Origin of the sequence: Streptomyces sp. NPDC016309 (assembly GCF_043077235.1) — a bacterium.
Lineage (GTDB): Bacteria > Actinomycetota > Actinomycetes > Streptomycetales > Streptomycetaceae > Streptomyces.
On sequence record NZ_JBIBSG010000006.1, the window covers coordinates 258486 to 282875 of the forward strand.

The 24390-nt window shown below is 74.2% G+C and carries 21 protein-coding genes; 15 read left to right on the top strand and 6 right to left on the bottom strand.

Annotation, left to right across the window (positions count from 1 at the left end; all coding sequences use genetic code 11):
• The first annotated feature begins 47 nt into the window (after positions 1–47).
• The 4 genes from ACF068_RS17520 (at position 48) to ACF068_RS17535 (ending at position 4295) form a co-directional block, all read left to right on the top strand.
• On the top strand, positions 48–686 hold the full coding sequence (locus ACF068_RS17520) for a ScbR family autoregulator-binding transcription factor (RefSeq protein ID WP_392275113.1): 639 nt from the start codon (positions 48–50) through the stop codon (positions 684–686).
• A complete protein-coding gene (locus ACF068_RS17525) occupies positions 683–1579 on the top strand; it encodes an NAD(P)H-binding protein (protein WP_392275114.1) in 897 nt (298 codons plus the stop codon). The genes ACF068_RS17520 and ACF068_RS17525 overlap by 4 nt, the downstream gene beginning before the upstream one ends.
• 209 nt (positions 1580–1788) lie before the next feature.
• Complete coding sequence (locus ACF068_RS17530; RefSeq protein ID WP_392275115.1) at positions 1789–2436, top strand: ScbR family autoregulator-binding transcription factor; 648 nt, start codon at positions 1789–1791, stop codon at positions 2434–2436.
• Between the two features lie 125 nt (positions 2437–2561).
• Complete coding sequence (locus ACF068_RS17535) at positions 2562–4295, top strand: class I adenylate-forming enzyme family protein (protein WP_392275116.1); 1734 nt, start codon at positions 2562–2564, stop codon at positions 4293–4295.
• 195 nt (positions 4296–4490) lie between these two features.
• Here ACF068_RS17535 and ACF068_RS17540 read toward each other — a convergent pair whose 3' ends face one another.
• Positions 4491–5774, bottom strand: coding sequence for a M6 family metalloprotease domain-containing protein (locus ACF068_RS17540; RefSeq protein ID WP_392275117.1), 1284 nt, complete (start codon positions 5772–5774; stop codon positions 4491–4493).
• 269 nt (positions 5775–6043) lie between these two features.
• On the opposite strand from ACF068_RS17540, the gene ACF068_RS17545 reads away from it, so the two are divergent.
• From ACF068_RS17545 to ACF068_RS17565, 5 genes are all read left to right on the top strand, one after another.
• On the top strand, positions 6044–6703 hold the full coding sequence (locus ACF068_RS17545; protein ID WP_392275118.1) for a TetR/AcrR family transcriptional regulator: 660 nt from the start codon (positions 6044–6046) through the stop codon (positions 6701–6703).
• A 111-nt stretch (positions 6704–6814) separates the two neighbouring features.
• A complete protein-coding gene (locus tag ACF068_RS17550) occupies positions 6815–8371 on the top strand; it encodes an MFS transporter (protein ID WP_392275119.1) in 1557 nt (518 codons plus the stop codon).
• Positions 8372–8458: 87 nt separating this feature from the next.
• Positions 8459–9364 (top strand): LysR family transcriptional regulator, encoded by a 906-nt coding sequence (locus ACF068_RS17555; RefSeq protein WP_392275120.1) that lies wholly within the window; start codon positions 8459–8461, stop codon positions 9362–9364.
• Between the two features lie 90 nt (positions 9365–9454).
• Positions 9455–10015 (top strand): cysteine dioxygenase, encoded by a 561-nt coding sequence (locus tag ACF068_RS17560; RefSeq protein WP_392275121.1) that lies wholly within the window; start codon positions 9455–9457, stop codon positions 10013–10015.
• Positions 10015–11061 (top strand): YeiH family protein, encoded by a 1047-nt coding sequence (locus ACF068_RS17565; protein WP_392275122.1) that lies wholly within the window; start codon positions 10015–10017, stop codon positions 11059–11061. Before ACF068_RS17560 ends, ACF068_RS17565 begins: the two co-directional genes overlap by 1 nt.
• A gap of 77 nt (positions 11062–11138) precedes the next feature.
• Here ACF068_RS17565 and ACF068_RS17570 read toward each other — a convergent pair whose 3' ends face one another.
• A complete protein-coding gene (locus ACF068_RS17570; RefSeq protein WP_392275123.1) occupies positions 11139–11651 on the bottom strand; it encodes a MarR family winged helix-turn-helix transcriptional regulator in 513 nt (170 codons plus the stop codon).
• 121 nt (positions 11652–11772) lie between these two features.
• Here ACF068_RS17570 and ACF068_RS17575 point away from each other — a divergent pair, with 121 nt between their 5' ends.
• Together ACF068_RS17575 and ACF068_RS17580 are read left to right on the top strand one after the other, a co-directional pair.
• The gene (locus ACF068_RS17575; protein ID WP_392275124.1) at positions 11773–12582 is read left to right on the top strand and encodes a dioxygenase; all 810 of its coding nucleotides are present in this window, start codon (positions 11773–11775) and stop codon (positions 12580–12582) included.
• A 477-nt stretch (positions 12583–13059) separates the two neighbouring features.
• Positions 13060–14073, top strand: coding sequence for an RNA polymerase sigma factor RpoD/SigA (locus tag ACF068_RS17580; RefSeq protein ID WP_392275125.1), 1014 nt, complete (start codon positions 13060–13062; stop codon positions 14071–14073).
• A gap of 115 nt (positions 14074–14188) precedes the next feature.
• On the opposite strand, the gene ACF068_RS17585 is transcribed toward ACF068_RS17580, so the two are convergent.
• Positions 14189–15145, bottom strand: coding sequence for a helix-turn-helix transcriptional regulator (locus tag ACF068_RS17585; protein WP_392275126.1), 957 nt, complete (start codon positions 15143–15145; stop codon positions 14189–14191).
• A 62-nt stretch (positions 15146–15207) separates the two neighbouring features.
• Between ACF068_RS17585 and ACF068_RS17590 the strand changes: the two genes are divergently transcribed.
• From ACF068_RS17590 to ACF068_RS17605, 4 genes are all read left to right on the top strand, one after another.
• The gene (locus tag ACF068_RS17590; protein WP_392275127.1) at positions 15208–16800 is read left to right on the top strand and encodes an MFS transporter; all 1593 of its coding nucleotides are present in this window, start codon (positions 15208–15210) and stop codon (positions 16798–16800) included.
• Positions 16801–17049: 249 nt separating this feature from the next.
• Positions 17050–17811, top strand: a complete 762-nt coding sequence (locus ACF068_RS17595) for a DeoR/GlpR family DNA-binding transcription regulator (RefSeq protein ID WP_392275312.1) — start codon at positions 17050–17052, stop codon at positions 17809–17811.
• Positions 17808–18761: a 1-phosphofructokinase gene (pfkB, locus tag ACF068_RS17600; RefSeq protein ID WP_392275128.1), complete on the top strand. Its 954-nt coding sequence runs from the start codon at positions 17808–17810 to the stop codon at positions 18759–18761. The genes ACF068_RS17595 and pfkB overlap by 4 nt, the downstream gene beginning before the upstream one ends.
• Positions 18758–20848, top strand: a complete 2091-nt coding sequence (locus ACF068_RS17605; protein ID WP_392275129.1) for a fructose-specific PTS transporter subunit EIIC — start codon at positions 18758–18760, stop codon at positions 20846–20848. Before pfkB ends, ACF068_RS17605 begins: the two co-directional genes overlap by 4 nt.
• Positions 20849–20861: 13 nt before the next feature.
• Here the strand turns inward: ACF068_RS17605 and ACF068_RS17610 are convergent, their stop codons facing one another.
• From ACF068_RS17610 to ACF068_RS17620, 3 genes are all read right to left on the bottom strand, one after another.
• Positions 20862–21599: a DUF6227 family protein gene (locus tag ACF068_RS17610; RefSeq protein ID WP_392275313.1), complete on the bottom strand. Its 738-nt coding sequence runs from the start codon at positions 21597–21599 to the stop codon at positions 20862–20864.
• Positions 21600–21773: 174 nt separating this feature from the next.
• Positions 21774–22802, bottom strand: a complete 1029-nt coding sequence (locus tag ACF068_RS17615) for a P1 family peptidase (RefSeq protein ID WP_392275130.1) — start codon at positions 22800–22802, stop codon at positions 21774–21776.
• On the bottom strand, positions 22799–23980 hold the full coding sequence (locus tag ACF068_RS17620) for a low temperature requirement protein A (protein ID WP_392275131.1): 1182 nt from the start codon (positions 23978–23980) through the stop codon (positions 22799–22801). The genes ACF068_RS17615 and ACF068_RS17620 overlap by 4 nt, the downstream gene beginning before the upstream one ends.
• Positions 23981–24390: the final 410 nt, after the last annotated feature.

Sequence of the window (24390 nt, forward strand, 5' to 3'; positions counted from 1 at the left end):
GGAGTACGGTAGCGGGCGCTCGGTTTGTTTTGAGAACGGGGGCAGGGATGGCGCAGCTCAAGCAGGAGCGGGCCGTGCAGACGCGGTGGGTGCTGATGAGGGCGGCCGCGGAGGTGTTCGACGAGTACGGGTACGCCGGGGCCGGGATCAACAAGATCTTGCAGCGGGCCGGGCTGACCGCGGGGGCGTTGTACTTCCACTTCGGGTCGAAGGAGGGGCTCGCCAAGGCGGTGGTGGAGGCGCAGCGGGATGCCGTGGTGCCGATGCTGGAGACGCGGGGGCTCCAGGGGCTGGTGGACGTGACGCTGCTGTGGGCGCGGCGGCTCCAGGAGGATCCGCTGGTGCGGGCGGGGATGCAGTTGGCGCTCGACGGGGAGGGGTTCGCGGAAGGGCCGCCGTTCGAGGGGTGGCACGAGCTGGTGGCCGGGTACCTGCGGGAGGCGCGGGATCGGGGGGAGTTGCGGGAGGGTGCCGACCCCGAGGTGATCGCCCGGTTCGTGGTGGGGGCGTGCACCGGCGTACAGCTCTACTCGCGCCAGGTGGACGGGCGGCGGGAGTTGCCGCGGCGCGTCACGGAGATGTGGGGCTGTCTGCTGCCCGGGATCGCCGCCCCCGGCACGGCCGGGAGCGTCGACGCCAGTGTCGCGCGCGGGGAGCGGCTGCGGCGGGCGGGGGAGGCGGCATGACGCGGGGCGGGGACGACCGGCCCGTCGTGGCCGTCACCGGCGCCACCGGTACCGTCGGCCGGCTCGTCGCCCGGGGGATCGCGGCCGCCGGCGGGGCGGAGGCGCGGCTCCTGGTGCGGGATCCCGCGAAGGCGGCGCGCCTGGGGCTGCCGGGGCGGGCCGTGGGCGCCGACTTCGGCGACCCGGACGGGCTCACGGGCGCGTTGGCGGGGGCCGGCGCCCTGTTCGTGGTCACCGCCGACCCCCTGCGGCCCGAGCACGACGAGAACGTCCTGGCCGCCGCCCGTGCGGCGGGGGTGCGCCGGGTGGTCAAGCTCTCCGCCCTGGCGGTCCTCGACGCGGGCGCCCAGGACCCGCTCACCCGCTGGCAACGGGACAACGAGGAGCGGCTGCTGGCGTCCGGACTCGACTGGACCCTGCTGCGCCCCCGGGCGTTCATGTCGAACGCGCTCGGATGGGCCGCTTCCGTACGGGACGAGGGGGTGGTGCGTGCCCTCCACGGCTCCGGGCGCAACGCGTGCGTCGACCCGCGTGACGTGGCCGACGCGGCGGTACGGGCGCTCCTCGAACCCGGGCACGCCGGCCGGAGTTACGCCCTGACCGGGCCGGAGCCGCTGTCCGCGCGCGAGCAGACGGAGATCCTGGGCCGGGTGACGGGCCGGGCGCTGCGGTTCGTCGAGCTGACGGAGGACCAGGCGGTCGAGCGGTGGCGGGCCCGGTGGCCCGAGCCCCTGGTGCGGGCGCTCCTGGACGGTGCCCGGCGCCAGCGCGACGGGGCCAAGGCCGGGGTGGGCAGCGGGGTCCGGGAGGCCACCGGGCACGCTCCGCGCTCCTTCGCCGACTGGGCCCGGGCGCACGCGGAGGCGTTCACTCCGGCCGCGTCGGCGGGGTGAGGTACCGGGGCTGGTGTGACTGATGAGGCCCGAGGGACTGCTGGGGCGGTAGAAAAGAAAGAACCGCGTAGGTGGTTTGTTTGATCGGGCCTCCGGGTGGCAAACTGACCGCTCGGGCGGGTCTCGACGTGAACACCCGCTGCTTTTGCGCGCCGTTGACAAACCAAAAGGTTGGTTTCTACCGTCGTGCCCGTGAGAAGGGTGGGGTTGTGGCGAAGCAGGAGAGGGCCGAACGGACCCGGGCGAATCTGATCAGGGCCGCCGCCGCGGTGTTCGACCAAGTCGGTTACGAACGGGCTACCTTGGCGGTGATCAGCGATCATGCCCAGGTCACCAAGGGGGCGTTGTCCTTCCACTTCGCCGCCAAGTCCGATCTGGCCCGTGCGGTGCAGGTCGAGGCGTGCGCCACCTCCGGCGCCGCGCTCCAGGTGTGCGCCGAGCGGCGCGGGCCGGCCTTCCAGTCGGTCGTCGACATGACGTACACCCTGGTGGGGCTGCTGGAGAGCGATGTGGTCACCCGGGCCGGGGTGCGGCTCGCCCGTGAACTGGAGACTCCGGAGGACCCGGCGCTGCACTGCCACGTCAACTGGCTCGGCAGCCTGTTCCAGGCCCTCCGGCGGGCCGAGGCTGACGGCACGGCGCTGCCCGGCGCGGACGCCCGTTCCGCCGCGGCGCTCGTCATGTCCGTGATCGTGGGCGCCGAGACGATGGCCCGTACGCGCGCCGACATGGCCTTCGGCGAGGCGCTGCCCACCCCGCGCGAGACGGCGCAGGAGTGGCTGGGGCGCATGTGGCAGGTCGTACGGCCCGTCCTCGCCCCGTCGCCCGCGCCCGCGCACTCGGTGTCGGCGGCCTAGGCGGCGCTCAGGGGGGTGCCGGTGGGCGGCAGGATTACGTGGTGACTACAACGACCTTGACGGGGCGCGGTCCGGGCGCATAGCGTCGCCCGAAGGACTGAGCAAGCGCTTAGGAAGAGGCGATCGTGCCGCACACCGATCCGTCCACCCACCGCTCCCCGGCGCCCGCACCCGGGCCCGGCCCCGACGGGCGGGTCCCCGACCGGGGCGCGGCCCCGGATCCCGGCGCGCGCCTCACCGCGCCCGGGGCGCCCTTCGCGGTCGTGACGACCGAGGACGGACGGCGCGTGTACGCCGACGGACCGCGCACGCTGCGGGAGTTCGTCGAGGTCACCTGGGCGTACGGGGAGCGCCCCTTCCTCGTCGCCGACAGCCGGACCTACACCTACGGAGAGTTCTTCGCGGCCGCCTGCGCCCTCGCCCGCCGCTTCACCGACGTCTACGGGCTGCGGCCCGGCGACCGGGCCGTCGTCGCGATGCGGAACCATCCCGAGTGGCAGGTCGCCTTCTGGGCCGCCCAGCTCGCGGGGCTCGTCGCCGTACCGCTCAACGCCTGGTGGACCGAGGACGAGTTCACCTACGCCCTCGACGACTGCCGGCCGCGCGTGCTGCTGGTGGACGGGGAGCGGGTGGAGCGCGTACGGGACTGGGCGCGGCGCCACCGGGTGGCGGCGCTGGTCTTCCACGGGGAGGCCGAGGAGGGCTTCGAGCGGTACGAGGACCTGCCCGCCGCCGATCCGGCGCTCGGCCCGCCGGACGTCGAGGTCCGGCCCGAGGACGACGCCACCATCGTCTACACGTCCGGCACCACCGGCCGGCCCAAGGGGGCCGTCGCCACGCACCTGGCGCAGGCCGGGGCCGCGGCGAACCCCCGCTTCCACGCCGCCGCGGCCGCGCTGGAGCGCGGGGAGATCCCCGGGCAGGGCCCCGCGCCGGTGTCGCTGACCACCTTCCCGTTCTTCCACGTCGCCGCCTTCACCTCCTTCTACGCGGTGATGGCGGCGGGCGGCACGCTCGTGCTGATGCACAGGTGGGACGCCGCCAAGGCCCTGGAGCTGATCCACCGGCACGGCGTCACGCACTACGCGGGCGTGCCCACCACCGCGCTCCAGTTGCTGGACGCGGCCGGGGACGGCGGCCTCGGGTCGCTGGCCCACCTCAACACCGGCGGTGCCGCCGCCCCGCCCGGGATCGTCGCCCGCTGCCCCCGGGGCGTCGAGCCCCGGAACGGGTACGGGCTGACCGAGACCTGCGGAGGCGTGCTGGCCGCGTTCGGCGCGTCCTACCGGCGCTTCCCCGGCAGCGTGGGGCGGCCCACCCCGGTCACCGAGGTGCGGATCGCCGCCCCGGACGGGCGGGCGCTGCCCGAGGGCGAGGTCGGTGAGCTGTGGCTGCGCGGCCAGTCCCTGGTGCGCGGGTACTGGGAGGACCCGGAGGCGACGGCCGCCGCGTTCACCTCCGACGGCTGGTTCCGCACCGGTGACCTGGCCACCGTGCACGACGGGCGGGTCAGCGTCGTCGACCGGCTGAAGGACATGGTGATCCGGGGCGGCGAGAACGTGTACTGCGGGGAGGTCGAGGCGGCGCTGTACGACCACCCCGACGTGCTGGACGCGGCCGTCCTCGGCGTCCCGCACCCGCAACTGGGCGAGGAGGTCGCGGCCGTCGTACGGCTCCGGGAGGGCGCGGCGGCCGGTGCGGAGGAGCTGCGGGCGCACGTCGCGCGGAGCCTGGCCGCGTTCAAGGTGCCGGCCCACGTCCTCGTCCAGGACGGCCCGCTGCCCCGGAACGCCACCGGCAAGGTGCTCAAGCGCGACCTCCGCCCGGCCGTCGAGGCGCGGGTGCGGGCGGCGTCCTAGGAAGGCGCCTGGCGGCCGGGGGCCTGTGCGTGGCCGTGCGGGCGGCCTGTGCGGGGCCGTGCGGGCCGGTGCGGGACTGCGCGGGGCCGTGCCGGACTGCGCGGGACTGTGCGGGTCTTCACGCGCGGGGGCCGCGACCGCCGGGGCGGGTCTTCACGCGCCCGCCCGCGGGCGCCGGCCGGCCCGGGGCCGGGCTCAGGCGCGGGTGACGCGGATGCGGTAGGTGCCCGTTCCGGGGTCTTCGGACAGCACCGTGATGCGCACGCCGCTCTCGCGGTCAGTGAAGGACTCGCCGGGGCGGTACGGGGCGTCCGACAGTTCCGCGTGCACGTTCGGGCGGCGCGTGCAGCCGCCGCTCTCGCGGTCGCTGTCGACGACGGTGACCGGACCCTGTCCGGTGTCGACGTCCGCCTGGACGTGGTAGACCAGCACCCCCGGCTCGCACACCGCCTCGTCGTTGCCCTCCCGGGTGCGGACCTCCACCGCGTACCCGGACTCCGGGGTCAGCGGGACGAAGGCCAGTTTCGGGCCGCCCTTGGTGGCCAGCGGGGTGAGCGTGTACTCGCGGCTGCCGGACGCGGAGGCGCAACGGACCTGGCCGTCGTCGAGCCAGCCGAGCTTCCACTTGTGCCAGGCCAGCAGGTCGTTGTTGGCCCCCCAGTCCTCGGACATGATGTCCCAGTGCCCCACCGCGCCGCCGCCCTCGGTCGTGTACAGGTCGGGCAGGCCGAAGACGTGGCCGTTCTCGTGGGGGAGGACCCGGAAGCCCGTCTCGTGGTACGTGCCGGAGCCGTCGTCCTGGCGGCTGTAGACGAAGGACGTGTTGGCGAGCGGCGTCCCGTCCGCGTGCGGGGCCTCGCTGTTGCCGGAGAAGGTGACGGACAGGACGGTGTCCAGGGCGGACGGGCCCGCGTTCGGCGTGACCAGGATGTTGACCAGGTCGTAGTCGGCGAAGTCGACCTTCGGGTCGGCGGCCGTGACGATGTCCTGGACGAGCTGCCGGTAGCCGGGTTCGTACGGTGAGCCGCGCTCGATGCCGTACGAGTCGAAGGGCATCGGCATCCGCAGCCAGTCCGGCAGCGGGGCTTCGGGGCGGTAGCGCAGCCGGCCGTAGGAGCTGACGCGGAACCAGTCGGTGGTCTGCGGGAAGAACTCGGCGAACCGGCTCATGGCCGGGCCCTCGCCGGGGGCGTCGGGGAAGTCGACCATCAGGGTCAGGGCCCGGATCTCGCCCGTGGATCGGGCGTACACCGGGCCCGTGGGTATGCCCTCCGAGAGCTGGACCCCCAGGGCGGTGCTGATCCGGCACGGTGCGAGCCCCGGTGCGTCGGCGGCGGACCGGGCGGCGGCGGGCCCGGCCGAAGCGCGGGTCGGGTCCGGCAGGGTCGAGCTCGCCGTGGCGAGCCCGGCCATGGCCAGGGTGGTGGCGGCCGCGCCCAGTGCGACCGGTCTGCGTATCCGCCGGCGGGTCTGCTGCATGCGTGCTGATCGCCTTCGGTCCGCGGCAGCCGGCCGGGCCCGGACTGCTCTCCGTCCGATCAGCCTCTGCCGCGCGGCGGGAGGGCGCCCGCCGGGTGCGGCCGATCGTGGGTTACCCGCCGGGAATGGGAGTGGGCGCGGGAGCGGGGGTGTGAGTGGCGCAGGTCACAGCCGGAACGGGAGTAAGCGGGGACGGCATCCCCGTTTACCCCTGTGTCGCGACAAGCGGGGAACTACTCCCCGCTTGCGTTCCGAGAAAGGGAGTGACCGTGACGAGCACCGCCGACACCGCCACCCGCCCCGCGTCCCGCGCCGGCCGCCCCCGGGCGGACGCCCAGCGCAACCGGGAGCGGATCGTGACGGCGGCCCGCGAGATGTTCGTCGAGTTCGGGCCCGACGTGCCCTTCGACGAGGTCGCCCGCCGGGCCGGCATCGGCAACGCCACGCTGTACCGGCACTTCCCCGACCGGGGCACGCTGGTCCACGAGGTGGTCCTGTCCGTCATGTCCCGCACCACCGAGCGGGCCCTGGAGGCGGACGCCGAGGAGGCCGACCCCTTCGAGGCGCTGCGCCGCTTCACGCACGCCGCCGCCGACGAGCGGATCGGCGCCCTGTGCCCGATGCTCTCCGGCGCCTTCGACCGGGACCACCCCGAGCTGCTCGCCGAACGCGGGCGCCTGGAGGAGGCCGTACAGCGGCTCTTCGACCGGGCGCAGGCGGCCGGCCGGCTGCGGACCGACGTCGCCGTCGGCGATCTGCTGATCGGTCTGTCCCAGCTCACCCGGCCACTGCCGGGCTCCGCGTGCCCGAGCTTCGACCGGTTCGTGCACCGCCACCTCCAGCTCTTCCTGGACGGCCTGGAGGCGCCCGCCCGCTCCGAGCTGCCCGGCTCGCCCGCGACCCTGGAGGACCTCCGCCGCGAGCCCTGAGCCGCTCGCGGCCGCCGGCCCCCTTCACCCCCTTCCTTCACCCCCTTCCTTCACGTCGTTCCTCGCCCGTTCCCTCTCCTCGCCGTCCCGAGTGCTTAGGTGGCTGTTCCCATGCCGAAAACCCCGTCCGCTCCCGCTCCCGCCGACCTCAGATCCGGGCCCGGTCCCGACCCCAGCCGCTGGAAGGCGCTGGTCTTCATAGCCCTGGCCCAGCTCATGGTCGTGCTCGACGCGACGATCGTGAACATCGCGCTGCCCTCCGCCCAGGTGGACCTGGGGATCTCGGACGGCAACCGGCAGTGGGTCATCACCGCGTACGCCCTCGCCTTCGGCGGTCTGCTGCTGTTCGGCGGCCGCATCGCCGACCTGTGGGGCCGTAAGCGCACCTTCGTCGTCGGCCTGCTGGGCTTCGCCGCCGCCTCCGCGCTGGGTGGCGCGGCCGGCGGCGAGGCGATGCTGCTCGGCTCGCGCGCCCTCCAGGGTGCCTTCGGCGCGCTGCTGGCGCCCGCCGCGCTGTCCCTGCTGGCGGTGATGTTCACCGACGGCAAGGAGCGCGCCAAGGCGTTCGGCATCTACGGGGCGATCGCCGGTGGCGGTGGCGCCGTCGGCCTGATCCTCGGCGGTGTCCTCACCGAGTACCTCGACTGGCGCTGGACGTTCTTCGTCAACATCCCCTTCGCCGTCGTCGCCGCCGCGGGCGCCTACTTCGTGATCCGCGAGCCGGCCGGCGGCCGCAACCGCTCGCCGCTCGACATCCCGGGCGTCGTCCTGTCCACCCTGGGCCTGGTCTCGCTGGTGTACGGCTTCACCCGCGCCGAGTCGGAGGGCTGGTCCGACACGGGCACCATCGGCATGTTCGTCGCCTCCGTCGTGCTGCTCGCCGCCTTCCTCGCCGTCGAGTCGAAGGTGAAGTCGCCGCTGCTGCCGCTGCGCGTGATCACCGAGCGCAACCGGGGCGGTGTCTACCTGTCCCTGGGGCTCGCCATCATCGCGATGTTCGGCCTGTTCCTCTTCCTCACGTACTACCTCCAGGTCGTCAAGGGCTTCTCGCCGGTCAAGACCGGTTTCGCCTTCCTGCCGATGATCGCCGGCATGATCACGGGCTCCACGCAGATCGGTGCCCGGCTGATGACCCGCGTGGCGCCCCGGCTGCTGATGGGCCCCGGCTTCCTGGCGGCCGCGACCGGCATGCTGCTGCTCACCCAGCTCGAGGTCGGCTCGTCGTACGCCGGCCTGATCCTGCCCGCGCAGCTCCTGCTCGGCCTCGGCATGGGTACGGCCTTCATGCCGGCCATGTCGCTGGCGACGCACGGCGTCGAGGCCCGGGACGCGGGCGTCGCCTCCGCGATGGTGAACACCTCGCAGCAGGTGGGCGGCGCGATCGGTACGGCGCTGCTCAACACCATCGCCGCGTCGGCGACCACCGCGTACCTCACCGACCACGCGGCCGCCGCGACCACCCCGCAGGCGCAGAAGCTGCTCCAGCTCCAGGGCATGGTGGAGGGCTACTCCGCCGCCATCTGGTGGGCGGTCGGCATCCTGCTGGTGTCCGCGACGATCGCGGTGACCTTCATCAACACCGGCCGGCCGGGCTCCGGTTCGCAGACCGCCGCCGCCGGCGGCGGCGAGGTCGAGGACGAACTGCTGATCCCGGTGGTCGCGCACTGACGGTTCGCCGTCAAGAGGCGTTCCCCGCCGCAGGATTGGCGGGGAGCGCCTCTTTTCGTACCCCAATTTCTGCTTATGCTTGCGGCTGTGTTCGACTCCCGGTACATCAAGACCTTCCATGAAGTGGTCAGGACCGGTTCCTATACGGCGGCCGCCCGCTCCCTCGGGTACACCCAGCCGGCCGTCAGCCAGCAGATGAAGGCGCTCGAACGGGACGTCGGCACCCCGCTGTTCACCCGGGTGGGACGCGGCCTCCGGCTCACCGAGGCGGGGGAGGCCCTGACCCGGCACACCGGGACGATCCTCGACAGCCTGGCCGCCGCCCAGGAGCAGATCGACGCCATAGCGCGGCTGCGCTCCGGCCGGGTGCGGGTGTGCGCCTTCCCCAGCGCCGGGGCGACGATCCTGCCGGAGGCGATGGCCCGTATGGCGGCCGCGCACCCGGGGATACGGGTCGAACTGGTGGAGAGCGAACCGCCCGCGTCGCTGCGGATGGCCGCCCGGGGGGAGTGCGACATCACCCTGGCCTTCAGCTACCCGGGCCTGCGGGTCGACGTCCCCGACGAGCTGGACGAGTTCAAGCTGCTGGAGGACCCGCTGACGGTGCTCCTGCCCACCGGGCACCCGCTCGCCCGCCGCAAGGCGGTGCACCTGGCCGATCTGGCGCACGAGCGGTGGATCGCCGGCTGCGCGCGCTGCAACGCCAACTTCCTGCACGCGTGCGCCGAGGCGGGCTTCAGCCCCGACATCGCCTGCACCACGGACGACAACCTGGTGATGCAGAGCCTGGTGGCGGCCGGGGTGGGCATCGCCATGGTCCCGGCGCTGGTGCTGTCCTTCCTCTGCCACGACAAGGTCACCGGACGGGTCGTCGAGCCGCACACACGTCGCCAGGTCTACGCCTACGTCCTCCGCGACCACCTCAGGATCCCCGCGACGGCCCTGATGCTCGACGAGATCGCCGCCGTGGCGGAGTCCAAGGTCGGCTGCTGAACCACCCGCCCCCACCCATAAGCGTTCCTTGGGTACGGGGCAAAGAACCCTCCTTGGACGCCCCGCGTGCGCCCGGCGGACGCTGCGGCCATGACGACGACCCCCGTTGCCGCTGCCGGCCCGACCACCGAACGCCTTCGCACCCTCGTCGCCGGGATCCGGGAGACCGTGGACCGCGGTCTCCCGCCCGAACCGACCGCCCGGCTCGTGGCGGAACGCCTCGCCCCGCACCTCGGCGCGTCCGACCTGCTCACCCCGGCGCAGTGCGAGCCCGACCCCGCGCACTACCGCCAGCACGTCCTGCACGCCGAACCGGACGGCGGCTTCTCCGTGGTGGCCCTCGTCTGGCTGCCCGGACAGGGCACACCCATCCACGACCACGTCGCGTGGTGCGCGACCGGCGTCCACCGGGGCGAGGAGCACGAACGGCGCTACCAGCTCGTCCCCGACGGTGCGTCCGCCCGGCTGCTCGCCACCGAGGACGTGGTGAACGGACCGGGCGCGGTCGCCGCCTTCGCCCCGCCCGGCGACATCCACGCCGTACGCAACGGCGGTGACCGCACCGCCCTGTCGCTGCACGTCTACGGCGCCGACATCACGCGCCTGGGCACCAGCGTCCGGCGCGTCTACCGCCTGCCCGCGGACCGCTGATGACGCTCGTCGGCCCACGCGTCCGCCCCGCCGCCACCGGGAGCACGGGGGCGCGGCCGGGCCCCGGACCCGTGCCCGGACTGCTGCTGGCCGCCGGCGGGGTCGGCGCGGCCTGGCTGGCGCACCTCGCCGTACCGGCCGTCCCCCCGCTCACCGCGGCCGTGGTCCTCGGGGTCGCCGCCGCGCACACGCCGTGGCTGCGCGACCGCGTCCGGGGCGGCTGCCGGCCCGGCCTGACGCTGGCGGCCAAGCGCCTGATGCGCGTCGGCGTGGTGCTGCTGGGGCTGAAGCTGAGCCTGTCGGACGTGATGGGCCTGGGCTGGCGGACCGTCGCCATGGTGCTGGCCGTCGTGGCCGCCACCTTCGGCGGTACCTGGTGGCTCGGGCGCCGGCTGGGCCTGCCGGGCGACCGGCCGGTGCTCATCGCCACCGGCTACGCGATCTGCGGCGCGTCGGCGATCGGGGCGGTCGGCGCGGTGCGGGACAGCGACGAGGAGGACGCCGCCACCTCGGTCGCCCTGGTCACCTTGTGCGGCACGCTCGCCATCGCCGTACTGCCGCTGCTGCACGGCCCGTTGGGGCTGAGCGACGCGCAGTTCGGGCGGTGGGTGGGGGCGGGCGTGCACGACGTGGGCCAGGTGGTCGCCGCCGCGCAGACGGCCGGCCCGGCCGCGCTGGGCGAGGCGGTGCTGGTCAAGCTCATGCGGGTCGCGCTGCTGGCCCCGCTGGTCGCGGCCATGGTGGTGGCGGCACGGCGCCGCGGCCGTACCGCGCCGGGAGGGCGGCGGCCGCCGCTGGTGCCGCTGTTCGTCGCCGGGTTCCTGGCGATGGTGGCGCTGCGCACCACCGGGTGGCTGCCCGGGGCGGCCCTGGAGGCGGCCGGGACGGCCCAGGAACTGCTGCTGGCCGCCGCCCTGTTCGGCCTAGGGAGCGCGGTGCACCTGCCGACGCTGTCGCGGACCGGGGCGCGGGTCGCGGTGCTGGGCCTGACGGCCTGGGTGCTCGTCGCGGCGGCGTCGTACGCGGGGGTGCTGCTGACGACCTGACACCCCCTGGGGGTCGTGTCGATCGGGCCGGGTCAGGGAGCGGGCGCCGCGAGCCGGCACGATCGGCGAGACGTTTTCTAGCGCAGCCAGGGCAGGTCGGCGTCCGGGCAGGTCGGCTGGAGGCCCTCGGCCATGACGCGCATGATCTCGCCGAGCTGGCCGACCTGCTCCGGGGTGAGCCGGTCGAACATCGCCTGGCGTACGGCGGAGACATGGCCGGGGGCGCTCCGCCTCAGCACCTCGTACCCCTCGTCCGTGAGGTACGCGTTCTGGCCGCGCTTGTCGGAGGGGCAGTCCTCGCGGCGTACCCAGCCGTTCTTCTCCAGCCTCGACACCGCGTGGGACAGCCGGGAGCGGGTGATCTTGGCGTCCTTGGCCAGCTCGGTCATCCGCATGCGGCGGCGCGGGGCCTGGGCGAGCTGGACCAGCAGCCCGTAGTAGACGTGGGGCATCCCGGCGTCGCGCTGGAGCTGCCGGTCGAGGTGGTCCTCCAGGAGCGTGGTCGCGTGCAGGTACGCCCGCCAGACGCGCTGCTCGTCGTCGCTGAGCCAGCGCGGCCCCTCGTTGCCGCCGTTGGTTGCCGTGTCCATGTATCCCACTCTACGGCTTCTTGAAAGTTGAACAAAGGATCGGTACGCTCGGTCACCAGCCTGCTTTAACTTTCAAGTAAGTAGGATGGAAGCAGCACGCAGCCCGTCAGGAGGCGCCGCCATGACCCCCACCGCCCACGAGGAATCCGTACCGCGTGGGGCGGGGCGGATGCCGGCCCTGTACCTCTCCCACGGCGCGCCGCCGCTCGCCGACGACCCCATATGGCCCGGCCAGCTCGCCGCCTGGTCCGCCCGGCTGCCCCGGCCGTCCGCGATTCTGATGGTCTCCGCCCACTGGGAGGAGGCCCCGCTGGCCCTCGGCGCCACCGCCCCCGCGCCGCTGGTGTACGACTTCTGGGGCTTCCCCGAGCACTACTACGGGGTGCGGTACGCGGCTCCCGGGGCGCCCGCGCTCGCCGCCGCCGTCCGCAAGCTGCTGGACGCCCCCGGCACACCCGTGCAGGACCTCCCCGACCGGGGACTGGACCACGGGGCGTACGTGCCGCTCGTCGAGATGTACCCGGACGCCGACGTGCCCGTCCTCCAGATGTCCCTGCCCACCCTCGACCCCGTCCGGCTCATGGACATCGGCCGCAAGCTGGCGCCGCTGCGCGACGAGGGCGTCCTCATCGTCGGGAGCGGGTTCTTCACCCACAACCTGGCCGCGCTGCGCCACCGGGGCGTCCCCGGCTGGTCGGCGGAGTTCGACGACTGGGGGCGGCGGGCGCTGGAGACCGGCGACGTGGACGCGCTGCTGGACTTCGCGCACGCCTCACCGGCCGGGGCGCTCGCCCATCCCCGTACCGAGCACTTCGCGCCCCTGTTCGTCACGCTGGGCGCCGCCGACGCGGCCGGCGACCTGAGCGGCGGGCGCAGTGTCATCGACGGCTTCTGGATGGGGCTGGCGAAGCGGTCCGTGCAGTTCGGCTAGGCGGGCCGGGGTGGAATGGGGCAGGGCCGGGGCGGCCGGGGCGGTTCGGCCGGGCGGGCCGGAGTACGCGGCCTTCGGCCGGGAACGGGCTTGAGGTGGCGTAACCGGGGACGGTTCCGGCAACCCGGACGTCATGGGCAACCAGCAGGCGGTGAGGGCCGTCTTCAGGGTGGGAGTGAAGCCAGGGGCGCCGCTCGCCGGGAGTGAAGGGAGCGGTGTCGAATGTGATGGCCGTCTCACGGACGCAGTGGTGGCAGAGGTCCGTGAGGGCTGCCAGATCCCCCTCCCCGCCCGGGCTGACCTGCACCTCTGCGATGTGGTGAGACATACGCCCTGCCCTCGGTGGCCGCACAGGGTACTGCAAGATCGCGGAAATCGAGGGACGTCATGGGAATTCTGTCCGGATTCCAGTCGTTGTTTCCGTCGGATGCAGGGCACCCGGGAGGGTGTCGCGACCTACTCAGCAAGGGAGCTCGCATGGCAACCCGTGCCGTCGCCCGTCGTCAGTCCGCCGCACGTGAGACCACCGACCGGGCAAGCAGCGTTCGCGCCGTGGGCGGGGAGATCGCCGACCGCGACCTGGTCGGCATGTACCTCGACGAGATCGCGCGCACGCCCCTGCTCGACGCCGCCAAGGAGGTCGAGCTGTCCCAGACCATCGAGGCGGGCGTGTACGCCCAGCAGATCCTGGACGGCGAGACGGAGCCGCAGGCGGACGGCGCCGCCGCGGGCGCGTCCCGCGAGGAGCTGGAGCGCCTGGTCGCCGAGGGCGAGCGTGCCAAGGACGTGTTCATCCGGTCGAACCTGCGTCTCGTGGTGGCCGTCGCCCGCCGTTACCCGCGCAGCGGGCTGCCGCTCCTCGACCTCATCCAGGAGGGCAACGCGGGCCTGGTGCGGGCGGTGGAGAAGTTCGACTACACCAAGGGCTTCAAGTTCTCGACGTACGCGACGTGGTGGATCCGGCAGGCCATCACCCGGTCGATCGCCGACCAGTCGCGCACGATCCGCCTCCCCGTCCACCTGGTGGAGGAGCTGGGCCGCATCCGGCGCGTGCAGCGGGAGTTCAACCGCGAGCACGGCCGCGACCCGGAGCCTTCGGAGGTGGCGGCCGAGCTCGGCTCCAACCCGGAGCGGGTCATCGACGTCCTGGACTGGGCGCGCGACCCGGTCTCGCTGAACATGTCGGTGGACGACGCCGGCGAGACCCAGTTCGGCGACCTCCTGGAGGACACCTCGGCGGTGTCGCCGGAGCAGTCGGTGCTGACGTTGCTGCGCAGTGAGGAACTGGACGACCTGATCGGCAAGCTCGACAACCGTACGGCGTCGATCATCCGGATGCGGTACGGCATCGAGGACGGGCGCGAGCGGACGCTGACCGAGGTCGGCAAGGAGCACGGCCTGACGCGGGAGCGGATCCGCCAGATCGAGAAGCACGCGCTGCTGGAACTGAAGCGCATGGCCCGCGACACGGGCTTCGACGCGGCGGCCTGACCCGCCAAGACGGCCACGACGGCGCGGCCCCCGGACTTCCGGGGGCCGCCGGCCGTTCGCCCCGTGACCGTGACCGTGACCGTGACCGTGACCGCGACCGTGACCGCGGCCGCCCTCAGGCCACCGCGCGGCTGAGTCGGGCGCCGAGGTCGGAGACGTACGCCACCAGCGCCCGCGGGCCGTGGACGGTGAACGCGCAGTCCACGACGGCGACGCGCAGGGCCAGCCACTCCACGGAGTCCGCCGACCGGGCGCGCAGCCGGCAGGTGCGGGGGCCCGTGGGCGTGGGGGCGAGGTGCGCGGGCAGCCGGGCGGTGACGAACTCCGCGGGGGCCTCGAAACTGATGTCGACCTCGTGCTCCGCCTGCGTCCCCGACGCCGAGTGCGACAGCAGCTCCGCCGCGTTCTCCGCGGGCAGCTCGCGCGGGGTGAACCGGGCGCCCGTCGCGAACGGCTCGTCGACCCGGTCGACGCGGAACGTCCGCCAGTCCTCGCGCCCCAGGTCGTACGCCACCAGGTACCAGCGGTGGCCCGTCGACACCAGACGGTACGGCTCCACCTGCCGCTTGGTCTCCGTTCCGTCGCCCGCCCGGTAGCCGAACCGCACGCGCTCATGGCCGGTGACGGCCGCCGCGAGCGTGGTCAGCGTGGAGGGCGCGACGGTGGCGCCGTCCCCGCGCGTCAGCGGGATCGTCGCGTTCTGGAGGGTGGCGACCCGGTGCCGCAGCCGCGACGGGAGCACCTGCTCCAGCTTGGCCAGCGCCCGTACGGCCGCCTCCTCGACGCCCTCGATGGCGTGACCGGCCCCGGCGCGCAGGCCGACGGCGATGGCCACCGCCTCCTCGTCGTCCAGCAGCAGCGGCGGCATGGCGGCACCGGCGACCAGCCGGTACCCGCCGATGGCGCCCCGGGTCGCCTCGACCGGATAGCCCAGGTCGCGCAGCCGGTCGACGTCGCGGCGGATCGTGCGGGGACTGACGCCTAGGCGTTCGGCCAGCTCGCTGCCGGGCCATTCGCGCGGGGTCTGGAGGAGGGACAGCAGGGTGAGGAGTCGTGCCGGGGTGTCCGTCATGCATCCCAGGATGCGCGCCCAGTAGGACATGACCTGACCTATATGACGATTAGTTTTCCGGCATGCCTTCCTCCTCCCCACAGACCACAGCCGTACCGACGGACCCGTCCGCGGACGCCGTGACCGCGGACCCCGTGACCGCGGATGGCGTGACCGCGGACGCCGCGACCGCGGCTGCCGCCAAGGCCGACCGGCGGCGCTGGCTGGCGCTGGCCGTCGTGATGACGGCCGCGTTCATGGACCTCGTCGACGTCACCATCGTCAACATCGCCATTCCCAGCATCGAGCGCGACCTGTCGGCGTCGTTCGGCGCCATCCAGTGGGTCACCGCCGGGTACGCGCTGGCCTTCGCCGCCGGGCTCATCACCGGCGGGCGCCTCGGCGACATCCACGGCCGCAAGCGGCTCTTCCTGGTCGGCATCGCCGGGTTCACCGTCGCCTCCGCCCTCTGCGGTCTCGCCGCCAATCCCGAGATGCTGGTCGCCTCGCGGCTGTTGCAGGGCGCGATGGCCGCGCTGATGGTGCCGCAGGTGCTGGCGATCATCCATGTCACGTTCCCGGCGCACGAGCGCGGCAAGGTGTTCGGGATGTTCGGGGCGATCGTGGGGCTCGGGGCCGTCTCCGGTCCGCTGCTGGGCGCGCTGCTGACCCAGTGGAACCTGTTCGGGCTGGAGTGGCGGCCGATCTTCCTCATCAACCTGCCGGTCGGCATCGCCGGACTGATCCTGGGCCGGAAGTTCATCACCGAGTCCCGCGCCGACCGTGCGATGCGGCTGGACCTGGTCGGCGTCGCGCTGGTCACCCTGGCGCTGCTGATGCTGATCTACCCGCTGACGCGCGGGCGTGAGCTGGGCTGGCCGCTGTGGGGCCATGTGTGCATGGTGGGCAGCCTGGCGGTGTTCGCCGTGTTCGTGGCGTACGAGCGGTACAAGACGCGCAAGGACGGTTCGCCGCTGGTGGAGCTGTCGCTGTTCCGGGTGAAGAGCTTCGCGGCCGGCATCGCGGTGCAGCTCACCTTCGGCGTCGTGATGGGCATCTTCTTCCTGGTCTGGACGCTGTACATGCAGATAGGGCTGGGCTGGAGCCCGCTGAAGGCCGGTCTGACCGGTGTGCCGTTCTCGATCGCCGTGTCCGCCGCGGCCGGGATGTCCGTGCAGAAGCTGGTGCCGCGCTTCGGGCGGAAGGTGCTCCAGGCGGGCGCGCTGACGATGGCCGCCGGTGTGCTCGGCTACATCTGGGAGGCCGGGCGGTACGGGACCGGCATCGAGCCCTGGCAGATGGCCGCCCCGCTGATCGTGATGGGCGCGGGCATGGGCCTGATCGTGGCGCCGCTGACGGACGCCGTGCTGTCGGACGTGCCGCGCGAGCACGCCGGTTCGGCGTCAGGGCTGATCAACACGACCGGGCAGATGGGCACGGCGCTGGGCCTCGGCCTCGTGTCGGTGGTCTTCTTCGGGGTCATCGACGAGGAGCGTCTCGCGCCCGGTGAGGTCGGTGCCGCCTTCGCGGACGCCTTCCGGGGCGCGCTGTGGTGGGTCGTGGCGGTGCTCGGGCTGATCTTCGCCGTGATGTTCGCGCTGCCCGGGCGTCCCGCGCAGCACCTGGAGGGCGAGGCGGCGGCCGCCACGGAGGCGGAGCCGGCCCCCACGCACTGAGGCACCCGCGCGGGACGGCCCGGCGGCCCCGGCGGCCGGGCGGTCCCGCGCGTCGGGCTCCCGCGCGGCCCGGGCACCCGCCGGGACGGCCCGGCGGCCCGTAGGACCGGCTCCGGGGATCGGAAGATCCCTGGAGCCGGGCCTTCCGTTTGCCCGATTGCGTTGCCCGACCGTGTTTACTTCCTGCGGATCCGGTCGTAGCCTGCTGGTGAAACCACAAACTCGGGCATGGATCGGACGCAAACCCACATGTACGCACCGGAGCGCCAGCAGCTCATCCTGCGCCTCGCCCGTGAGGGCGGCCGGGTCGACGTGCTCTCCCTCGCCGAGCGGTTCCAGGTCACCGCCGAGACGGTCCGCCGGGACCTCAAGGCGCTGGACCGGGCCGGCCTCGTCCGCCGGGTGCACGGCGGGGCCATCCCCGCCGGGCGGCTGGACTTCGAACCCGACCTCGCCGAGCGCGAGTCCACCGCGTCCGACGAGAAGGACCGCATCGCGCGCGCCGCCCTCGCCGGGCTGCCCGAGGAGGGCAGCGTCATCCTGGACGCCGGGTCCACCGTGGCCCGGGTGGCGGCCGGGCTGCCGCCCGAGTGCTCGCTCACCGTCGTCACCCACGCCCTGCCGGCCGCCTTCCGGCTCGCCGACCACCCCGGCATCGCGCTCCACCTGGTGGGCGGGCGCGTCCGGCACCGCACCCGCGCCGCCGTCGACGCATGGGCGCTGCGGGCCTACGGAGAGATCCGGGCCGACGTCCTCCTCCTCGGCGCCAACGGCTTCTCGGCCGCGTCCGGGCTCACCACCCCCGACCTCGCCGAGGCGGCCGTGAAGCGCGCCATGATCGGCGCCGCCCGGCGCGTGGTGCTGCTCGCCGACTCGGCCAAGCACGGCGAGGAGCACTTCGCCCGCTTCGGCGACCTCACCGACGTGGACCTGCTCATCACGGACACCGGCCTCGCTCCCGAGCAAGCGGCCGCCATCGAGGCGGCCGGAACGGAAGTCGTACGCGCATGATCCTCACCGTCACCCCCAACCCGTCCCTGGACCGGACCTACGAGGTCCCGGCCCTGGAGCGCGGCGACGTGCTGCGCGCCACCCGGGAACGCGTGGACCCCGGCGGCAAGGGCGTCAACGTCTCCCGCGCCGTCGCCGCGGCCGGGCACCGTACCGTCGCCGTGGTGCCGCTGGGCGGCACGCCCGGTGCCCTGGTGGCCGAGCTGCTGGCCGGCGAGGGCATCGAGGTGGCGCCCGTCCCGCTGAAGGGCCACACCCGGTCCAACATCGCGATCGCCGAACCGGACGGCACCCTCACCAAGATCAACGCCCCGGGCCCCCGGCTTACCCCGGGCGAGTCGGAGGCGATCCTGTCGGCGGTCGGCGCCCACGCGCCCGCCGCCGACTGGGTCGCCTGCTGCGGCAGCCTCCCGCCCGGCCTCGGCCCCGAGTGGTACGCCGACCTGGTCACCCGGGCGCACGGGTACGGCTCGCGGATCGCCCTGGACACCTCCGGACCGTCGCTGGTGGCCGGGCTGCGGGCCCGCCCCGACGTGATCAAGCCCAACGCCGGGGAACTCGCCGAAGCGGTCGGCCGCCCCCTCGCCACCGTCGGCGACGCGGTCAAGGCCGCGGAGGAGCTGCGGGACGCGGGCGCCGGGGCGGTGCTCGCCAGCCTGGGCGCGGACGGCCAGCTTCTGGTCTGCGCGGACGGCACCTTCTACGGGTACGCCGCCGTCGACGCCGTGCGCAGCGACGTCGGCGCCGGCGACGCGTCCCTGGCGGGGTTCCTCGCCGCGGGTGGTGAGGGCCCGGACGCCCTGGCGGCGGCGGTGGCGCACGGCGCGGCGGCGGTGCGGCTGCCGGGCAGCGAGATGCCGGGCCCGTCCGACCTGGACCACTCCGCGGTCACGGTGACCGCCGACGTACCCCTCGACCGAGAGCTGAGCGAGCAAGGGAGCCCGCGATGAGCGACCTGATCACCGCGGACCTGGTCGACCTCGACCTGGCCGCCGACACCAAGGAAGCGGCGGCCCGTTCGCTCGCCGAGCGGATGGTGCGGCTCGGCCGGGTGACCGACCTTGACGGGTTCCTGGCGGACGTGGCCGCGCGTGAGGCGCAGATGCCGACCGGCCTGGACGGCGGCATCGGCATCCCGCACTGCCGCAGCGCGCACGTCACGGAGCCCACGCTCGCCTTCGGCCGCTCGGGCCCCGGCATCGACTTCGGCGCCCCGGACGGCCCGGCCGACCTGATCTTCCTGATCGCCGCCCCTGCCGGCGCGGACGACGCCCATCTGACGATCCTGTCCTCGCTGGCCCGCCGGCTGATGGACGCCGACTTCACCTCGGCCCTCCGCACGACGACCGCCCCGGCCCGGGCCGCCGCCCTGATCCGGGGCGACGACCCGGCCGCCGAGGCCGCCCCGGCCACCCCCGAGCCGGAAGCGGAGCCGGTCCCGGCCGCCCCGGCCACCCCCGAGCCGGTACCGGAGCCGGTCCCGGCCGCCCCGGCCACCCCCGAGCCGGTACCGGAGCCGGTCCCGGCCGCCCCGGAGCCGGCCGCGCCGTTCCGGATCGTGGCGGTGACGTCGTGCCCGACCGGGATCGCGCATACCTACATGGCGGCCGAGGCCCTGGAGAACGCCGGACGGGACGCGGGGGTCGAGGTCGCGGTCGAGACGCAGGGATCCGCCGGGTTCACCCGGCTCGACCCCGCCGTCATCGCGGCCGCCGACGGCGTGGTCTTCGCGCACGACGTCCCGGTCCGGGAGAAGGAACGGTTCGCCGGGAAGCCCACGGTCGACGTCGGCGTGAAGGCCGGCATCAACCGGGCCGCGGCGCTGATCGCCGAGGTCCGCGACAAGGCCGCACGCGGTGAGGTCACCGCGCCGGCCGCCCCCGCCGCCCCGGCCGGTCCCGTCGGAGCCCCGGGTGAACCGGGTGAGGGCTACGGGACCAGGCTCCGCAAGTGGCTCATGTCCGGCGTCAGTTACATGGTGCCGTTCGTGGCCGCCGGCGGTCTCCTCATCGCCCTCGGCTTCGCCATCGGCGGGTACGCCGTCGACAAGGCCCCGTCCGTCGCCGAGCACTTCGCCTGGGGGCAGGCCGACAGCTGGGCCGCGCTGCTGTTCCAGACCGGCTCCCTGGCGTTCGCCTTCCTGATCCCGGTCCTCGCCGGCTACATCGCGTACGGCATGGCCGACCGCCCCGGACTGGTCCCCGGCTTCGTCGGCGGCGCGGTCGCGCTCACCATCGACGCCGGGTTCCTCGGCGGCCTGGCCGCCGGTCTGATCGCGGGCGGGGTGGTGAGGGCGGTCCAGCGGATCAGGGTGCCCGGCCCCCTGCGCGGCATCATGCCCGTCGTCGTCATCCCCCTCGTCTCGTCGGCGGTCGTCGCCTTCCTGATGTTCCTGGTGATCGGCAAGCCCATCGCCGCGCTCCAGGAGGCCCTGACCGACTGGCTGTCCGGCCTGTCCGGCGCCAACGCGGTCGTCCTGGGCGTGATCCTCGGCCTCATGATGTGCTTCGACCTCGGCGGACCGCTCAACAAGGTCGCCTACGCCTTCGCCATCGGCGGCCTGACCAACCCCAACGAGGGCTCCCTCAAGGTCATGGCCGCCGTGATGGCCGCCGGGATGGTGCCCCCGCTGGCGATGGCCCTGGCCACGGTGGTGCGCGGCAGGCTGTTCACCCGGGCCGAGCGGGAGAACGGCAAGGCGGCCTGGGTGCTCGGCGCCTCCTTCATCACCGAGGGCGCCATCCCCTTCGCCGCCGCCGACCCGCTGCGGGTCATCCCCTCGGCGATGGTGGGCGGCGCGGTCACCGGCGCCCTGTCGATGCTCTTCGAGTGCACCCTGCGCGCGCCGCACGGCGGGATCTGGGTCGTCCCGCTGATCGGCAACCCGGTGCTCTACCTGGTCGCGGTCCTCGCCGGCACGGTGGTGAGCGCCGCGCTGGTGATCCTGCTCAAGGGCCACGCGCACCGGCGGTCCGCCCCCGCCCCGGCGGCGGGCGAGGCGGGGGAGACTCCCGGGAAGGTGGCCGTCGCGGCCTGAACGCGCCGAACGGTCAGCGCACCCGGCCCCGCACCCGCGCGCGGCGCTCCATGGCGTCGCGCGCGGTGTGCTCGTCCTCGTACACCTCGCACATGTGCCGGCCGTCCGGCGTGGCCGTGTGCTCCACCTCCCAGACGCTCATCTCACTGCCGTCCAGCAGCAGGAACGCGTGCTCATACAGCGTGAAGCCGGCGTCCTTCCCCGCCACGCTGCACTGCCGGCCGAAGACCTGCCTGATGTGGTGCGCGAACGCGCCCCGCAGCCGGGCCGCCACCACCTCGCCCGGCCGGTCCTCGTTCTCCGCGCGGCGCAGCACCCGGCGGGCGTGGTCCGCCGAGTCGTCCGGCACGTACATCAGCGGGGCCGTGGCCGGAGGATGGGCCAGCAGCGCCCCCAGCAGCTCCAGGTCCGCGTCCAGATCCGCGCCGAGGTCCACGTCCAGGTCGTCCTCCGGCGCGGGGAACCCGACCGGCAGACGGGAGGCGGCGAGCCGGACGTCGGTCTCCTCCGCGTACAGCTCGTGCTGCTCGGCGCCGTCCCGCCCGGTGTTGTGCACCAGCTCCCAGAGCGTCAGCGACGAGCCGTCCGCCAGCAGGTACGTGTGCCGGTACGTCGCCCGGTGGAGCGCCGCGCTGTGGTGCGACGAGTGCAGCGAACTGGCGTGCGCCAGCGCGGAGTCCAGTCGCTCGACCAGCGCGTCGGGCAGGTCGAAGGAGTTGAGCGCCCGCCCCAGGAGGCGCTCGACGTGCATCTCGGTCGTCTCGTCGTTCGGAACGTTCAAGAGGGGTCTCCAGGCCGTCGCCGCGTGTCACTCGATGCTTGCTTAAGGTAGTGCCTTGGTCTGACAGCGCGTCCGACTTCCTCAAAACGAGGGGCGCGCGTGGCCGGTTCCCGCGCGCCCCCTCCAACTCGCCCCCGCCGCGCCTCAGTCGAGCCGGTACAGGTCGCGGTACGAGGGGAACTCGCCGCCCGGCCCCGAGACCGTCCCCGCGGCCAGCACCGCCCGTACGAGGGCCCTGGTCACGACGGTGGCACCGGCCGCCAGCACCTCGTTCAGCGCGAGCGGGCCGTGCGAGTCGGGCAGGGGCCGCCCGCCGGTGGCGAGGGTGAACACGGTGTCGCCGTCGTTCAGCAGGTGCACCGGCCGCACGGCGCGCGCGATCCCGTCGTGCGCCGTCCCCGCGAGCTTCTGCGCCTGCGCCCGGGTGAGGTCCGCGTCCGTGCCGACCACCGCGAGGGTGGTGTTCAGCGGCGGCCAGTCGTTGCGCTCCAGTGCCTCCGCCAGCCGGCGTGCCGCCGCCGCGTGCACCTCCGGCTCCGGCCGGAACTCCGGCCCGTCGCCGTACGCCCCGTACAGCGTTCCCGTCAGCGGGTCGACCGCCGAGCCCACCGCGTTGGCCACGACCAGGGCGCCGACCGTGATCCCGGACGCCAGGACCGTACTGGCCGTGCCGACCCCGCCCTTCATCCCGCCGATCACCGCCCCGGTCCCGGCGCCGACGGATCCGCACTCCACGGGGGCGTGGGGACCGGTCGCGTCCGCCGCCTCCACCGCCGCCCGCCCCGTCGACGCGTCCGGGCGCGCCTTCCAGTCCCCGCCCCGGCCGAGGTCGAACACGCACGCCGCCGGGACCACCGGCACCACCTGCGAGGGGTCCGGGCCCACGCGGACGCCGCGCCCCCGCTCCTCCAGCCAGGCCATCACCCCGGCCGCCGCCTCCAGTCCGTACGCGCTGCCGCCGGTCAGCACCACCGCCTCGATCCGCTGCACCAGGTTCCGGGGGTCGAGCGCGTCCGTCTCCCGGGTGCCGGGCCCGCCGCCCCGCACGTCCACGGCCGCGACCGCCCCGCCCACGGGCGCCAGGACCACGGTGGTGCCGCTGAGGGCGCTGTCCCCCGGTACGCGCGCGTGGCCGACCCGCAGACCGGCCACGTCCGTCAGTGCGTCATTCATGCCCCCTGGGTACCACGCCCGGCACGGGCGGTGAGGGCGACTCCGGCAGCGACGGCGGCCGCCGCGACGAGCCCGGCGGCGAGCACGCCCCAGCGCCCCGCGAACGTGCAGAGCAGGATTCCGAGCGCGGCGCTCGGCAGCACCGCCTGCTGCGCGATCCCCGCCTTGAAGTACCGCGAGTGCAGTCCCCACACCAGCAGCAGGAACAGTGCCGACGGCAGGGTCACCGCGGCGGCGGCCGCCGTGACCGACAGGTGGGCCTCGCCGACCGCCTGCTCGACGGCGACCTCGATGCCCGCCCCGATCGCCGCGGCCGACGCCTGGATCAGGTAGTGGCCGTAGCCCCACAGGAAGGCCTGCCGGTTGGACAGCAGCCGCTGGTGGGCCGGGACGACGAAGTAGATCCACCAGGCGGCGAAGATCAGCAGCAGCCCGCCGGCGGCGATGGGCAGTACGTCGCCCAGCGCGTCGTTCTCCTCGACGCCCGTCTTCACGGCCACGGTCGCGGCCGCGACGGTCTCGCCGAGCACGATGATCGTGAACAGCCCGTACCGCTCCGCGATGTGCTGCGCGTGCCAGCTCGAGGAGAAGTTCCGCTCCGCGATCGGAGGCACGGACACCTCGGCGACCACCAGGGCCAGGAACACCCACGGGCGCGCGGGCGGGGGCACCAGAACCAGTGCCGTCCAGCCCACCTGGCAGAGCGTCACCCCGGCCGCGTACCGCAGCGCCATGGTCCGCTCGGCACCCGACGCGGCCCGCGCGGCCCGCAGCCACTGCGAGGCGAGCGCGAGCCGCATCACCACGTACCCCAGCCAGACCAGGAAGTAGTCCTGGTCCTCGAAGGCCCGCGACACCCCCGCGGCGAGGATCAGCACACCGGAGATCTGCACCAGTGTCACGACCCGGTAGAGGGCGTCGTCGTTGTCGTACGCCGAGGCGAACCAGGAGAAGTTCATCCAGGCCCACCAGATCGCGAAGAACACCATCGCGTACCGGGCGATGCCGTCCCCGGCATGGCCCTCGGCCACGGCGTGCACGAGCTGGACACCCGCCTGGGCGACCGCCACGACGAAGCAGAGGTCGAAGAAGAGCTCCAGGGGCGTGGCGGCGCGGTGCGTCTCGTCGCGATCGCGCGAGACCAGGGGCCGCAGGGGCGAACGGGGAGGGGAGGTCATCCCCCCAGGACAGCAGAGGCGCCGCCGCCGGACGCCGTCCGTGGGAAGCGGTCACGCCGAAGTCCCCCACAACGGGCGAACCGGCCCGGACGCCCCCTACGGTGGCCGCGTGACCCAGCCCCCCGTCCATGAGCCCGCGCCCGACGAACCAGCGCCTGACGAGCCCGCGCCCGACGAGCCCGCGCCCGACGAACCAGCGCCCGACGAGCCCGCGCCCGACGAACCAGCCCCCACGGCCGACCCCCCACCCGGCGCCCCGCCGGCGCCCACGGGCGAGCCGCCCCCGGGCGCACCCCCGGCGTCGACGGGCCCCACCGCCGACGAGCCCCCACCCGCCGAGCGGCCCGCCCCGCCGGACGGGTCCGTCCCCGCATGAGCCCCGGTGCCGCCCGTCCCCGGCCACACCGCCC

What these genes read in the sequence shown, in the direction of transcription:
- ACF068_RS17575 (WP_392275124.1), top strand. Translation starts at nt 11,773, where the DNA reads ATGACCCCCACCGCCCACGAGGAATCCGTACCGCGTGGGGCGGGGCGG.
- ACF068_RS17605 (WP_392275129.1), top strand. Translation starts at nt 18,758, where the DNA reads ATGAGCGACCTGATCACCGCGGACCTGGTCGACCTCGACCTGGCCGCC.
- ACF068_RS17520 (WP_392275113.1), top strand. Translation starts at nt 48, where the DNA reads ATGGCGCAGCTCAAGCAGGAGCGGGCCGTGCAGACGCGGTGGGTGCTG.
- ACF068_RS17610 (WP_392275313.1), bottom strand. Translation starts at nt 21,599, where the DNA reads ATGCACGTCGAGCGCCTCCTGGGGCGGGCGCTCAACTCCTTCGACCTG.
- ACF068_RS17580 (WP_392275125.1), top strand. Translation starts at nt 13,060, where the DNA reads ATGGCAACCCGTGCCGTCGCCCGTCGTCAGTCCGCCGCACGTGAGACC.
- ACF068_RS17620 (WP_392275131.1), bottom strand. Translation starts at nt 23,980, where the DNA reads ATGACCTCCCCTCCCCGTTCGCCCCTGCGGCCCCTGGTCTCGCGCGAT.
- ACF068_RS17525 (WP_392275114.1), top strand. Translation starts at nt 683, where the DNA reads ATGACGCGGGGCGGGGACGACCGGCCCGTCGTGGCCGTCACCGGCGCC.
- ACF068_RS17570 (WP_392275123.1), bottom strand. Translation starts at nt 11,651, where the DNA reads ATGGACACGGCAACCAACGGCGGCAACGAGGGGCCGCGCTGGCTCAGC.
- ACF068_RS17560 (WP_392275121.1), top strand. Translation starts at nt 9,455, where the DNA reads ATGACGACGACCCCCGTTGCCGCTGCCGGCCCGACCACCGAACGCCTT.
- ACF068_RS17615 (WP_392275130.1), bottom strand. Translation starts at nt 22,802, where the DNA reads ATGAATGACGCACTGACGGACGTGGCCGGTCTGCGGGTCGGCCACGCG.
- ACF068_RS17585 (WP_392275126.1), bottom strand. Translation starts at nt 15,145, where the DNA reads ATGACGGACACCCCGGCACGACTCCTCACCCTGCTGTCCCTCCTCCAG.
- ACF068_RS17540 (WP_392275117.1), bottom strand. Translation starts at nt 5,774, where the DNA reads ATGCAGCAGACCCGCCGGCGGATACGCAGACCGGTCGCACTGGGCGCG.
- ACF068_RS17565 (WP_392275122.1), top strand. Translation starts at nt 10,015, where the DNA reads ATGACGCTCGTCGGCCCACGCGTCCGCCCCGCCGCCACCGGGAGCACG.
- pfkB (WP_392275128.1), top strand. Translation starts at nt 17,808, where the DNA reads ATGATCCTCACCGTCACCCCCAACCCGTCCCTGGACCGGACCTACGAG.
- ACF068_RS17595 (WP_392275312.1), top strand. Translation starts at nt 17,050, where the DNA reads ATGTACGCACCGGAGCGCCAGCAGCTCATCCTGCGCCTCGCCCGTGAG.
- ACF068_RS17590 (WP_392275127.1), top strand. Translation starts at nt 15,208, where the DNA reads ATGCCTTCCTCCTCCCCACAGACCACAGCCGTACCGACGGACCCGTCC.
- ACF068_RS17550 (WP_392275119.1), top strand. Translation starts at nt 6,815, where the DNA reads ATGCCGAAAACCCCGTCCGCTCCCGCTCCCGCCGACCTCAGATCCGGG.